Annotated in this window: 13 protein-coding genes; 9 read left to right on the top strand and 4 right to left on the bottom strand. The window is 63.1% G+C overall.

Annotated features, from left to right (window positions below; genetic code table 11):
• Positions 1-675: 675 nt before the first annotated feature.
• A complete protein-coding gene (locus HOY34_RS21245) occupies positions 676-984 on the bottom strand; it encodes a hypothetical protein (RefSeq protein ID WP_172366605.1) in 309 nt (102 codons plus the stop codon).
• A gap of 68 nt (positions 985-1,052) precedes the next feature.
• On the opposite strand from HOY34_RS21245, the gene HOY34_RS21240 reads away from it, so the two are divergent.
• Together HOY34_RS21240 and HOY34_RS21235 are read left to right on the top strand one after the other, a co-directional pair.
• Entirely contained in the window at positions 1,053-2,273 is a 1,221-nt protein-coding gene (locus HOY34_RS21240) for an NHL repeat-containing protein (RefSeq protein ID WP_172366603.1), read from the top strand.
• A complete protein-coding gene (locus HOY34_RS21235; RefSeq protein ID WP_172366601.1) occupies positions 2,263-4,956 on the top strand; it encodes an SEL1-like repeat protein in 2,694 nt (897 codons plus the stop codon). Before HOY34_RS21240 ends, HOY34_RS21235 begins: the two co-directional genes overlap by 11 nt.
• A 155-nt stretch (positions 4,957-5,111) precedes the next feature.
• Here the strand turns inward: HOY34_RS21235 and HOY34_RS21230 are convergent, their stop codons facing one another.
• Positions 5,112-5,846 (bottom strand): YoaK family protein, encoded by a 735-nt coding sequence (locus HOY34_RS21230; RefSeq protein WP_172366599.1) that lies wholly within the window; start codon positions 5,844-5,846, stop codon positions 5,112-5,114.
• Between the two features lie 208 nt (positions 5,847-6,054).
• On the bottom strand, positions 6,055-6,810 hold the full coding sequence (locus HOY34_RS21225; protein WP_172366597.1) for an SDR family NAD(P)-dependent oxidoreductase: 756 nt from the start codon (positions 6,808-6,810) through the stop codon (positions 6,055-6,057).
• Between the two features lie 169 nt (positions 6,811-6,979).
• On the opposite strand from HOY34_RS21225, the gene HOY34_RS21220 reads away from it, so the two are divergent.
• From HOY34_RS21220 to HOY34_RS21190, 7 genes are all read left to right on the top strand, one after another.
• Positions 6,980-7,858: an AraC family transcriptional regulator gene (locus tag HOY34_RS21220; protein ID WP_172366595.1), complete on the top strand. Its 879-nt coding sequence runs from the start codon at positions 6,980-6,982 to the stop codon at positions 7,856-7,858.
• 148 nt (positions 7,859-8,006) lie between these two features.
• Complete coding sequence (locus HOY34_RS21215; RefSeq protein WP_172366593.1) at positions 8,007-8,204, top strand: hypothetical protein; 198 nt, start codon at positions 8,007-8,009, stop codon at positions 8,202-8,204.
• Positions 8,170-8,955 (top strand): hypothetical protein, encoded by a 786-nt coding sequence (locus HOY34_RS21210; protein WP_216654874.1) that lies wholly within the window; start codon positions 8,170-8,172, stop codon positions 8,953-8,955. Before HOY34_RS21215 ends, HOY34_RS21210 begins: the two co-directional genes overlap by 35 nt.
• Before the next feature lie 99 nt (positions 8,956-9,054).
• Positions 9,055-9,417 carry a hypothetical protein gene (locus HOY34_RS21205; protein ID WP_172366589.1) on the top strand — a complete coding sequence of 121 codons (363 nt, stop codon included), beginning with the start codon at positions 9,055-9,057 and terminating at the stop codon, positions 9,415-9,417.
• 175 nt (positions 9,418-9,592) lie between these two features.
• Positions 9,593-10,747: a hypothetical protein gene (locus tag HOY34_RS21200; RefSeq protein ID WP_172366587.1), complete on the top strand. Its 1,155-nt coding sequence runs from the start codon at positions 9,593-9,595 to the stop codon at positions 10,745-10,747.
• Positions 10,748-10,852: 105 nt separating this feature from the next.
• Positions 10,853-11,323, top strand: coding sequence for a hypothetical protein (locus HOY34_RS21195; RefSeq protein ID WP_172366585.1), 471 nt, complete (start codon positions 10,853-10,855; stop codon positions 11,321-11,323).
• 37 nt (positions 11,324-11,360) lie between these two features.
• Positions 11,361-12,200, top strand: a complete 840-nt coding sequence (locus tag HOY34_RS21190; RefSeq protein ID WP_172366583.1) for a hypothetical protein — start codon at positions 11,361-11,363, stop codon at positions 12,198-12,200.
• Between the two features lie 318 nt (positions 12,201-12,518).
• Here HOY34_RS21190 and HOY34_RS21185 read toward each other — a convergent pair whose 3' ends face one another.
• Positions 12,519-12,722 carry a hypothetical protein gene (locus tag HOY34_RS21185; protein WP_172366581.1) on the bottom strand — a complete coding sequence of 68 codons (204 nt, stop codon included), beginning with the start codon at positions 12,720-12,722 and terminating at the stop codon, positions 12,519-12,521.
• Positions 12,723-12,786: the final 64 nt, after the last annotated feature.

Below are 12,786 nucleotides of genomic sequence, written 5' to 3'. Positions count from 1 at the left end.
CCTGCTTGAGCCGATCGGGAGCATCCCGCCAGCAGAGGCAGAAGCAAACTTCTACGCGGCTCTGGAAATTGAAGACATCGCCGCGTAACTAACTGTAATCAGCCTCCGGCAAACCCGGAGCGGTTCACTGTCTCCGCCCCCAGAGATCATTAGTCAAACCCACTGTGGCGTCGCTGCGGTTGGGACGCGAGGACGCCCCTTCAGAACATCCAGCCACTCCTGGATGGCGACTGCGCTCGAAGCTAAAGCCCGTCTCGTTCTACCGCAGGATCTTCCGCCCAGTCAGGGTCCGCTGGGCAGTGTTTTTGCCGCACGGCGCGCGGATGACCGCTTTCTCGGGCGTACTGTGGTCACCATGTCGCAGTGCCGTCAGGCCGCTTCCCGCCCTCAGGACTGATCCGACGGCGATCTCGCTGCAGGCGGCTCGAACGGCCGCTCCGGCAATTTTGCTGCGTTAGCCGTGCCGCACCGCCGTCAGGCAGCTTCCCGCCCTTTGTGTCGTTCTTGATGGTGCTGCCACGTTTGACTTTGTCGTCAACTCGTCAAGGCTCGCAAGTCATTGGAATGGCTGTCGCTTCGGATGGCATACCCTTATGAACGACTTTTCCTGCGCAGTGGTGTGTCATCACGTTTATAGGGTCCTGTTGCTTGTCTCGGCGAAACCTTCCTTGAAGGTCACTGACTGCTTCGCCATCGCGTGAAGGCTTGCCACGCCCGAAGACCGGCAGCTCGCAGGAGTTCGCCCAGCAGACCAAGCACCCCCGCCGCGAGAAACAGGTTGGTCACCAACATCAGCCAGCCAAGCGTGGTCATGGTGTGGAGCAGCGGGCCGGCCTCATAGCCCAGAACCTGACAGGGATGGATGCCGCCCTCATCAATCCGACACCCGTTCCAGGTCGCGACCTGACCCGCGAGCAGCACAGAGGCCAGCGGCAGGATGCCGACGAAGATCATCAGCAGATAGAGTCTCACTTTGCCGCGCATGACTGCTCTCTGCCTCGCACTCGGTCGCGCTCCATCCTATAGAACGGGCAGGGCAGCGAGAGAATACAATGCGCAAGCTGAAATGTACGAGTTGCGGTGGCGGGCTGACACTCGGCAATACCCCCGAGGGGCATGTGGTTGGAACCTGCGCACATTGTCAGGCGCAATATGTGATTGATGCCCGGGGGCGGAGCCATGTCGTGGTGGAGCATCGCCTGCCGCCCGGCTTTATGCCTGCATCAGCGCCGAGTGCTGCCGCGGGCGTGAGGCGGCGGGCGCTGATCGGCGGCGGCGTCGCCATTGCGACCCTGGGGCTCGGATTGCCTATGCTAGGGCGTTTTCTGGCTGCGCCATCGCCTGAAGCACAGCGCGAAGCGCCCTTTCGCGAGGTTTTCAATGTCGGGGGTTCCGGCGCGCAGCCCGGTCAGTTCCGCGGGTCGCCGGCGGATGTCCGGGTCGACAGCCTTGGCCGCGCCCTGGTGCGTGATACGGATAACAGATATTATCTGTTTGCGCCCGATGGCGGCTTTCTCAGCCATTTTCCCCGCCCGCTGGAAGGCCGCGGCAGCCTGATCGCCTTCATGCCGGATGGTGACCTTGTGGTAAACGCCTCAAAGACCCTGGCGCGGATCGACGTGATGACGGGGGCTGTGAAAGCACAAACCCCCGGGCCTGACTACGTCAATGACTGGACGCTTGGCGCTGCGCAATGTGTGACGCCCGAGGGTGGAATTGCCATATACCGCGTGCCCGATGCGCTGAACCCCGACCGGCGCTCGCTTGGCTATGGATCCAGTGTGCCCGGCGAGGATGTGCTGATCCTTTTGGATCGTAATCTCAGGGAAACGCGGCGGTTGAGTGGCCTGTTGACCCAGGCCATCGCGGCGGATCCGATGGTCGAACAATCGCCCGCCCCGGTCAGCATCGCGATGGATGGCAACGGTAGCTTCTACCTGTATGTGATCCCGCGAGAAGATCACGATGCCAGGGGCGGCGTGTTCGAGTTCAACGCCGATGGCCGGTTCCAGCGCCGGATCCAGGTCGAGCAGGCCTATTTCGGCGAGATTGTCACGGCGCCCGATAACAGCTTGTGGCTGGCGGACAGCTGGATGACGAAGCTGCAGCATATCACCGCCGCCGGGGTCAAATCCTATGAGACCGCTGGTCTGGGCCAGAAGAAGGGGCAGGGTCTCGGAAATATTCTGTCGGTTGCCAGCTATCCTGATGGCAGTCTGGCGCTTCTGGGCAATGATCGCTTGCTGCGCGCCGAGGTGATCCATGACGCCTGAGAAACGCCAGCCCCGGGGCTTTACATTTCCGGCCGCCGCCTTGCTCGCCACGGTCGTCTGGGCGCAGCCGTCACAGGCAGAGACGGTCCCCGATTTTCAACCCGCCGGGATGCGGCAGGTTTGTGCAGCCACAGCCGTCTATGACGCGCCCGGCGGTCGACAGATTGGCCAGCTTGACCCCGGAGAGGTCATCGAACGAACGGCATTGCGGTTCGACACTGCGGGCAGGCTGTTCTACGGTTTCGCCTATGAGGGTGGTGAGGCAGTGGCGGATGCTGCGGAATTGCCGCGCTCCTGCGAATTCGCGCAGCGCGAAACGATTGCGCCGGTCTTTGCCGCCCCTCCGAACAGCTGCCATCTGATCGTGGCCGCGCGGCGCGAACTTGATGAGGTCAATGCGGTAACAGCTTCCTATCCGGATTTCTGGCCGCAAATCTCGGTCTATCTGTCCGACAATGGCTGGCATGCGGTGTCGCTTGGTCTCGTGCGCCGCGATATGGCGGAACTCGTGCTGGCGGCGGGTGAAGGTTTGCCGGGTGACGCCTATTGCTCGGATGGTGCGCGCTTCCTGGCAGCACTGGAACCCGAAGGGGCAGGGCGCTTTGGCGCCGGGCAGCTGAGGGGGCAAAGCGCCCCGGATCAGGCGGCGGCCGCGCAGGCGCTGCTGGTGCAATGGGAAAACGGTGCCGGCACCACGCCCTTGCGACAGGCCTGCCTTCTGGGCAGCTCCGTGTCGTGCAACCGCTATGCCTGGGAATTGCGCGATGCCAGCGAAACCTCGGCCGAGGCGGCGGCGGAGCGGCTGCGCTATGATCTTTATGGCTGCATGCTGGGCGAGGAACACAGCTGCACCAATGCGGTTTTCGTGCCTCGCAGCGAAGGGCCGGATCCGATCCTCGCCCTGCTTCCCGAGTGGCAGCGGCCGGCAGAGGATACGGGCCTCATCTTTCCGGACCTTGCCGCCACCGCCTGCGACCGCAATGTGATCCCGGCCTGCCATGCGCTGGCGCGGCCCTATCTGGGCAGACAGGGCCTGAGCGCGGAAGACTATCTGACCTTGCTGGAAGGCACCGCCCGCGCCTGTATGGCCGGCGGGGATTGCCAGCCCTTTTCGGCTGCGGTGGCTGAGCATGCCCCTGTGTTGGGGAAAAGCTGGCCGGCAATCGACCAGATGGGGATCGGGCGCCTGCTGTTTCCCTATTGCAGCACTGACAGCGCCGCCTGGGGCTGCGCCCTCTCGGTCAAATACCTGAAAACATATGTGGAAAACGCCGCGGGCGACCCGGGCCGGGCCACAGAGGCCGCCGCGCTGATCGGCGAGGCCTGTGGCCTGGGCAGCCCCGATGCCTGCGCCTATCAATCTGGCTTCACAGCACAGTTCGACCCGGCCACCCGCGATGCGGCGGCGGAAAAGGCCAAGGCGATCTGCGCCGCGCAGCCGGACCCGACAGAGCTCTGTGACAGTCTGGCCCGCAGGCTCGCAACCGATCTGCCCGCCAGCGCGGGCCCTTTGCAGGCCGAATACCAGCGTCTTGCCGCGATCTGCCGCGAGACAAGGGCCACCGAATCCGGCAATCCCTGTGCCGGGGCCTTTGAATTCTATCTGGCGAACATCTCGCATGAAAACCCGGAGGCGCCGCTGGCGCTTCTGGCCGAGACCTGCAGTCCGGGGGGCAAAATCACCGGCTGTGACCCGCTTGGCCGCTTTCATGCCGGCCAAAGCTACAGGCTGGATGACGGCTCCGATTACCGGCCTGCGCCTGCCCTTGAAAAGGCCCGTTCGGCCTGGGAGATCGGCTGTGACGGCAGCACCGAGGGCATTGCCAGCTGCTCGGCCCTTGGCCGAAGCCTGGAGCAGGCGAAAGACCATGTCGCGGCGGGTCTCGCCTTTGGCACCGGTTGCGATGCGGCGCACAGGGCGCAGCCCGCGCCGGCGCGTGACCCGTCAGGCATCTGCTATGATGCGGCGAAGAACGCCCGCAACGCCTTGCAGGATTATGCTCGCGCCGCGCCATATTTTGATGCGGCCTGCAACCGTTTCGACGAGCCATTTGCCTGCAAGTTCCTTGGCCTGATGCATGCACAGGGCGAAGGGATGGAGCCCGATCCGGTAGCGGCCCGCGACCTCTATCAGCGCGCCTGTTTCTACCGCGTAGAGGTTCTGCGCGATGAACAGGCCTGCATGTTGTTCGGCCAGCTTCTGGTCGCCGATCACGCAGCTCTCGCGCAACCTGGCCCGGATGAGACCGAGGCTGAGGCTTCGGCCTATGCCGCGGAACTGCTGACCCATGCCTCTTTGGGGCTGCAGATAGGCTGCAAGGGGGGATATCAGGGCGGCTACCAGGCGGCATGCGAAGATGCCCGCTCCCTTCTCAAACGCTGGAGCGAAGGGGCCTATCCGACCGAGCCGGTCACCTGCACAACCATTGGAAATGACGGGGTGATGCGCGCGCCGCAGACCTGTCGCGCCTTCTGGTTCTACCTGACCGAAGAGCTGGGAGGCCATGGGCCCGACTATGCGGCCTCGGTCTATGTCTGGCCTGACGGGCAGCGCACGATCACGCTGGAAACCAGCGATGCGTTCTACCTGAATGACAATCCCGCCAGGCTGGACCACAGCCAGACCGGCTGGACCTGCTATAAGAACCAGTCTACCGGACGCAGCTTCTGTGTGCAGTCCTGAGATCCGGCGTTCCCGCCGAATTCTCGCAAGGGATCTCGATCTCATATGGCGCCTGGCAACGCGCAGACAGGCACCGCTGCCTGTCTTTTGCAGCGATCATAAGGATCGAGTGATCGTTCCTGTTGGGGCAGGGTCGGCTGCATCCGCGATTTCGTCTAACGCCCCCGCAATCCCGGCCCGGCGAGACCGAGCAATGTGAGCCCAAGCGGCAAGGCAAACCAGAAGCCGATCTGGCCAAAACCAACCGCCCCGACAACTCCTCCGGCCAGGAAGGATGCGACCAGTGTCAGCAGGATTTGCAGCTTGCTCCTGTCGGGCCGGATGCCACTGGCGGGCGCGCTGAGCGCAACGGCGGCCCGACCAAGTTCGATCCCGATATCGGTGACCATGCCGGTCGCATGGGTCGTCCGGATCCGCGCGCCTGAGATCTTGGTGATGGTGGCATTCTGCATCCCCATGATGAAACACAGGCAGCACAGGGCAAAGAGACGGCCCAACTCACTGGTGAAGATGCCGCCGGTCGCGAAGAGCAGCAGGAAGACGCCCTGCAGTGCAATTGGCAGCGCGTATTGCCGCCGCGCGCTGTGCAGGCGCTCCCAGTTGATCAGATAGGTGCTGAAAGCGGCACCAGTGATGAAGGCACCAAGGGCCAGCACCGCGATCAGCGACACCCAGAGATTGCCAAGCACCAGATTGTCGGCCAGCTGTGACAGATACCCGGTCATATGCGAGGTATATTGGCCGAGCGCGAAGAACCCGCCGGCATTGGCGGCACCTGCCACCGCCGCGAGGATCGTCGCAAGCGACAGGTCGCTGCCACGCGATCTGCGGTGTCCGACAAGGACGCGGGCAGAGATGATCGGTCTGGTAATATGTCTGCGGTGGGCCAAGGGCTCGAGCCTGTGAATCGGATGATCAAATGCGGGCTCGGCGCAGCCGAACCATTCCCGCATGTCTCACGGTGAGCCTTTGGTTTACCGGCTGCAACCCGAATGCTGCAGGTTTCGAGGTGTGGCGGGCCGTTCTTCAACCCGTGAAGAAAGATCGGACATCTCCCTGCCGATGCCTCTTGCATCGGCAGGGGTGGTGTTGGCGACTTCAAATAGCCTGGCCGCCGGACACCTCGATCCGCTGTGCGTTGACCCAGCGGTTGTCCTCGGAGAGCAGGCTCGCCACCATTGGGCCGATATCGTCGGGCAGCCCGACCCGGCCAAGTGCTGTCAGCCCGGCATATTGCGCATTCAGATCCCGGTTGTCGCGGACCACACCGCCGCCGAAATCGGTCTCGATGGCCCCGGGGGCGACCGTATTGACCGCGATGCCACGCGCTCCAAGCTCTTTGGCCATATAGCGCGTCAGCACTTCGATCGCCCCTTTGGCGGCGGCATAGGCCGAGAAGCCCGGTGCCGAGAACCGCGTCAGCCCGGTCGAAAAATTCACGATCCGACCGCCATCGGCGATCAGCGGCAACAGCGCCTGGGTCAGGAAATAGACCCCTTTCACATGGACATCGAAAATTCCGTCGAATTGCGCTTCTGAGGTCTCAGAGAACGGGGTGAACTCGCCATGGCCGGCATTGTTCACGAGGTGGTCAAAACTCTCACGGCCCCAAGTGTAGCGCAAGGCGCCGCGCAGAGTATCCGCGAATGCCGCGAAGCTGTCGTGCTGCGAGACATCAAGTTGCACAGCGACCGCTTTGCGGCCCAATGCCTCGATCTCGGACACGACCTCGGCGGCCTGTTCGGTATTGCCGCGATAGACGACGATCACATCACCGCCATGGCGGGCGATGGACAGGGCGGTGTTGCGGCCGAGGCCACGGTTGGCACCGGTAACCAATGCGATCTTGCTCATCTCATATTCCTTCTTCTGAGCTGATGATCGGAAGATGGGGGAAAGTGATCCGAAGGGGTTGCCAGATCCTCGCCCATTCTTGCCTGTTTCTGTAAACCCGAGAGGAAGGCCTTGTGGGAACGGTCCGTTTCGTTGCCTGATAGGCCAGAACACAGGACCGGAGCCGCCCGTGACCCGCAGCCTTCTTGATCTTGCCCGCAGCCATGCTGACGCGAATGCAGGCCCTTTTGGCTATGCCCCGACACCGTTTCGTGGTCTCGGCGTGGTGCGCCAGCTGCGGCCGGGGGAATTGCAGGTGCAGGTGCAAAAGCCGCTGATCGCCATCTGCCTGCAAGGCCGCAAGCGGGTGACGATGGCGGGGCGCGATTTCGATTATGGCGCGGGAGAGGCGCTGCTGATCACTGCCGATGTGCCGACCACCAGCCGCATCCTCGAGGCCAGCCCCGCCGCGCCCTATTACGCGGTCGCGCTGGAACTGGACCCTGCACTGTTGCGCAGCCTCGCGGCAGAGGCCGATCTGGCGGCGGCCAGCCCGGGGCCGGTCAGGATCGAGGCCGCCGACCCGGATGTGATGGACGCGGCGCGGCGGCTGTTGCGGCTTCTGGGCCAGCCCGGCGCGCAGGCGGTGCTCGGCGATGCGCTGTTGCGCGAGATGCATTACTGGCTGCTGACCGGGCACCATGGCCCCGCGATCCGCAATCTTGGGTTGGCCGACAGCCATGCCGCCCGCATCGCGCGCGCGGTTGCGGTGATCCGCCGGGATTATGCACGGGCCCTGCGCATCGAGGAACTGGCCGAGGTGGCGGGGATGAGCGAATCCTCATTCCACCAGCATTTCCGGGCGGTCACCACGCTCTCGCCGCTGCAGTTCCAGAAGCAGTTGCGGCTGGTCGAGGCACGCCGCCAGATGCTGGCCGACGGGGCTGCGATCGGCCATGCCGCCCATGCGGTGGGCTATGAAAGTGTGCCGCAGTTCACCCGTGACTACGCGCGGATGTTCGGTGCCCCTCCCGGCCGCGATATGCGCGAGGCACGGCTCAGTGCTTGACCTGCGATCCTCTTCTCGCGCCAGTGGGCGCACAGCACAGCCGGAATTCCCCGGGCTGCCGCCCCCGTTCCTTCTGGACAGCCCGCCCCGAACTTCGGGAAATTCCAATGCGATACAGTGATGGCCGCGAGGTGCGCCCGGGGATCGGGTGCTCTGGGGTGGCAGAGAAGGACAGGTCGTCCTCTCGGTCGAGACCGGCGAGGCGGTCGAGGGGTTTTCTTTGCAGGACTGGGCGGATCTGATCGAAGAAGGCGTCGTCATTTCGATAGCCGGGCTGGGGCTTGTTCATTGTTTCGGGCAGGATGAGGATCTTGTCCTGTTACATGCGGGTGAACCTGAGGTTTGAAGGCGTGGCGATGATGCTGAAACAATCCTTTCTGGCTGCTGTGCTTGCCCTGCCTGTCGCGACATCGCCTGTGATGGCCACGCCTCCTGACATGGTCGAGGTGCGGGACGTGTTTTTCGGGGCAGGGTTGGACGAGGTATTCGTGTTGCGCAGCGTCGCGGACAATCTTGGCTCTCACGTGAGCTCTGTTTCGACCGTCTTTCTGGTCGCAATTGACACCACTTCAGGAGAGGAGACCCTGTGGCCTGTCCACAGATCACGCCTCCAGCCGGATGAATCTCCGGATTCTGGTCGCAAGGTGCTGGAAATACTGACCGATCCTTTGGCAGGCGCACGCAATCCTTTCGATATTCTGACGGAAAGACAGGCTATGCCGTCCGGCGCATCTGCCTTCTATGCCAGCCCTTGGTCCCGGCCGCTTGACCTGTCCGGGCAAGGGACCGGTTTGGAGGACACTTCCGGGAACTTCTATTTCCTCGGGTCCTACCAACTCTTCGCCGGCCTCGGTGCCGCCATGGACCGGTTGGTCGGGGAGATGGAGCCTTATGGTCGGCCGGGTGTCCTCGGGACAGGTGATCTGCTTGGCGACCCGGGCTTCTCTGGGCAGGACTGTATCGCCGAAGACCCCATGCTGATCCGGTTTCCCGCAGATGTTTCTCCGATTGCGCTGATGCGCGTCACCTGTGGCGATCTTGAGGACGGAGTGCGGGTCTCATTGCTGCGGGTGCTGCCAATGGTCGGGCAACCATGAGTGGTCTGGGGGGCGACGATCTCCCCTTGCGCGCCATTGCGCCAAGTTCTGTGGATCTGCGCGTGACATGGCGACGGCCACCGGATTAGGAACTTTGCCATGAATGCGCACCTCCCCCATATCGCCATCGTGCTTGACGACAGCGAGATCGCCGCTCGCGTGTTGATTGGGCTGCAGAGGCTGACGGGCGACAGGCTGACCGCACTCAAACGCGCGGCCGCAAGTCGCCAGCCCCTTATCTGCGCAGAGATGTTCAGCAACAGCTGGTATGACGGCGGGATGGACACCCTTCGGAAGGTGGTACGGTTTCTGAGCGACCATTGGCTTGCCTTCAGGTTGTATGAACTTGCTGAGGGCGAGACCTATGGCAGTGCCGACCTGGGACTTCGTGAGATAACGCCTGAGATCCTCGGCAATATCATGGTTGAGTCAGAGCGGACCCGTAACAACAACTGCGGCTGAACGGCCGGGTCGCCCTGAGCATCGCGGCGTGCCGAGCAAGCTTTCTCGGGCAGATCCAGGCTCGCACTATCTTGTTGCTGCACACTTTTTAACCATTCCAATGGCTTACCGGACTTGCATCTTTGGGCCTGTGATTGCAGCCTCCTGCCGACGCAGTGACAGGAGGAGAAACACCATGAATATCCGGCACATAGTGATGCTATCGGTGTCGGCACTTGTGGCGGCCACATCCGTTGCCGGCGGTGCATTTGCTGCCGAGGATCATGATCTGAGGGCGTTGCTGGCCGTGCTTCCAGCCTCGGCTTTTACATCCGCCGATCAGGGCTATGTCGAATATCTGAACCTTTCCCGTCTCGTACTTGAGGGAACGGAGGTCTCGTCCGGGAGTCTTCAGGGCATCGCCCTGGGCGGCAACATTCGCCCACTCCTGGCGATCAGCGCAGACCCGGCGGAGTTTCGAGACCGGGCAGGTGTCGGGCCCGAAGATCTGACCTGGCTTGGTGGCTTCGGTCAGGCTCCGCGGGAGATTTCGCTCTGGGGCTTTGCGGACGCTCAGGCCGCACTGAAGGCTTTTGAGGATCTGTCAGCGCTTGGCTTTGCGCGGGCAGGTTTCGTGCCGGGCGTGGTGGCCAATGGCGAACAGGGTGCGATGGACTTTTCCCGAGTCGATCCGAAAGACCCCTGGCTGGGTCCGATGGGCAGAACCTCTACTGTGACTGCCCGCGACAGCGTCTTGCTGCAGGCAGGGACATCTGCCGATTTTGCACCAGTGCTCGGTGCAACGGCAACGGCGCTGGACAGTGATGCCGGGCAACTTGCCCTCGCCGGTGTCGAACATGAAACCGATGGCGTGCTCCAGGCGCTGATCCTTTCCCCGGTGACGGTGGGGGCGCAGGCCATTAATCCTGCGTTCCTGATCGGCAAAAGCCCGGAAGAGGCCCGCGCGGCGTTTGAGGTCGAAGCCGCAAATCTCGCTGCTGGCCTGCCTCTCTACAGCGCGGCGATCCTTGCCGAGGTCGCAACGGTTCAGGGGCCCCAGGTGGTCATTTCTCTGGCCTATCCCCATTGTGACGATGCCACGGCAGCAGTGTCGCGCGCGCCCGCGCTTTGGGATCTGATGAATCCGTCCTATATGCCTGCGCCAGCTGTGATCTCTGGCGAGGTTGTCGAGGTCGACCCCGGATGTGCCGCGCGGATCACGCTCACCCCGACGGCAGAGGGGGGAGCGGGCAATCTCGCGGTCCTGCGCTCGGTTGTCACCGGCATCCAGTTCCGCGATGTGGCGATCCTGCGCATCGGCGCTGAACCCGCTGGCGTTTCGCCGGAATAGGGGTGGCAAAGACCTGCCGCCCGCTCCCTGAATCTGACCGAGGATGTTGCAGACACAGGCGCAATCAATAGCCTGCAGGCAACACAACAAGGCCGAAGATCCGACATGACCCTGACCCGCTCCGCAATGATCGCATTCTCTGCAGCACTGCTCTCCACCGCCGCACTGGCGGAAGGAGGCGACATGCGGCCCTGGATTGGCCATGTCCCCTCAGAGCCGGTGGAGGGTATGGCGTTTATCGATCACCCCGCCGTGCTGGCCGTGCTGGATCAGGCCGTGCCTGATGAGGGCCTGCGTCAACAGCTTCGGGTTCTGAGCCGGGCACGCGAAAGCAATGCCTCGGCTGTGTTCGAGGAGGGGGATAAACTCTATTTCCACGCCGGGCTTGCGGGCTTTGCTGCCTGGGGGATTTCGGTCTCTGCCGATGGGCAGGACGGTGCGGTCTGTATCGCGCGGGCCGTGGACGGCAAGCCCTGGCCTGACGGAACCTGGTTCGTGGACGGGGCGGCGGTTTCCCTCAGCCCCGGCGGATGCCCGACCGACGCGGCCGGGCTGCGCGCGGCATTTGCCAACTGATCACCCCCACAGCATTCATACTGGAAGAGACTTCATCATGGTCCTGCGTCACGTCCTTGCGGCCACCCTTGTTCCCACTCTTTTCGCGGCTCCCGCGCTTGCGCAGGAAATTGAGGGCTTCACCTCTGATCATGCGGATTATGCCGTTGTTGCGATCTCGACACTGCCTGCGGCTCCCGAGCCGAAAGCAGAGGCTTTTTGCGGCAATCTGATCGCCGGGGCCTCCACCCCGGCAGGCCGCGTGGTCGAGGGGCAGGGCTGGGCCGTGACGGCCGAACTGCCGCTTGGCCCGCTGACGGCGGTAAGCTTTGTCGGCACCCAGATCGAAGGCACCAGTGGTTCCTGCGAGTTCCTCAACGGGAATGTCGGGATTTTCCAGGGCGCTGATCTGCTGGCAATCGTCTATGGCACCAATGTCGAACGGCCGTTGATTGGGCGTATCGAACCTTTCGCTGCCAATGCGGTCCGGATCTGGGATGGTGACCTGCTTTCGCAACCCGCCGCAGATCTCGATCTCTCGGGAGAGGGCTATGTCCGGGTCTTGCTGCTTGCCGCGAGTGAGCAGTTCTGTGACGGCAGCCGCTCTGTGCCTTTGATCTACGGTCTTCAGATCACCGAAGCGCGGGCGCGCCTGGCAGAGCAGGGCTGGTCGCCCGCGGATCACGGTCCCCCCGAGGGGCGGCCGGACGAGCGCAGTGCTGCGCTCGCAGGCAGTGGTCTGATCGAGGCCGAAAGCTGCGCCGGCACCGGCTTTGGCTTCTGCGCTTTTGATTATGTGGCGGGGACGGATATCCTCTCTGTGATCACCGCCGGAGAGGGACCTGAGGGTGGCAGCCCCGTTGTCTCGGGTTATGATGTCAGCTGCGGCAAGGGGTGATCTCTGGGCAACACGTGGGGACTTGCGCAATCAGGGCAGACCGGATGAACGGTCCGGCCTGGTTTCGGAAGTGTCGGTGCCGGTCGTATGAGTATCAATCTGGCTCCCGGCCGGTTCATTGCCGTGCCGGACAACGGGGCCAACTTCCCTGTAAAGTGAGGGAGTGAGCTTCTGCTCAAGCTGCCAGCAGAGGATGTCGTTGCGCGGCCTGGAATGCTGGTCATAGGCAAAATGGCGGTCGAGGGGCTCCTCGGGCAGATCGCACGGCGGTGGTGGGCCGGCGGCGCTCAGGGATGAGAGCCGCCCGGGTGCGGAGCTTCAGCGAAAAATATCGGCGCGGCCGTGGCGATCATGGGCTCTTACCCATGCCAGTCCGAGCCAGCTTGCGGCGAGAGTGGCTCCGGATACCTGAAGCGCGGGGCCGGTGAAGTTCAGCACGGTATAATAATGCGCGCCCATGTGTTGTTTCTCACCCAGAACTGAGCCGTTTAAGGGCATAATTTTCACTGAGAACTGAGCCATGTGAACCTTCCTCCAAAGCGGTGAGCGGCGGGGGCAACGGAGTGATCCACATGGGACTTTTGAA

This window comes from Pseudogemmobacter hezensis (assembly GCF_013155295.1).
Taxonomy (GTDB): Bacteria; Pseudomonadota; Alphaproteobacteria; order Rhodobacterales; family Rhodobacteraceae; genus Pseudogemmobacter; species Pseudogemmobacter hezensis.
Note: the sequence above shows the minus strand (reverse complement) of the source record. Positions and strands in the feature narration are given on the sequence as shown.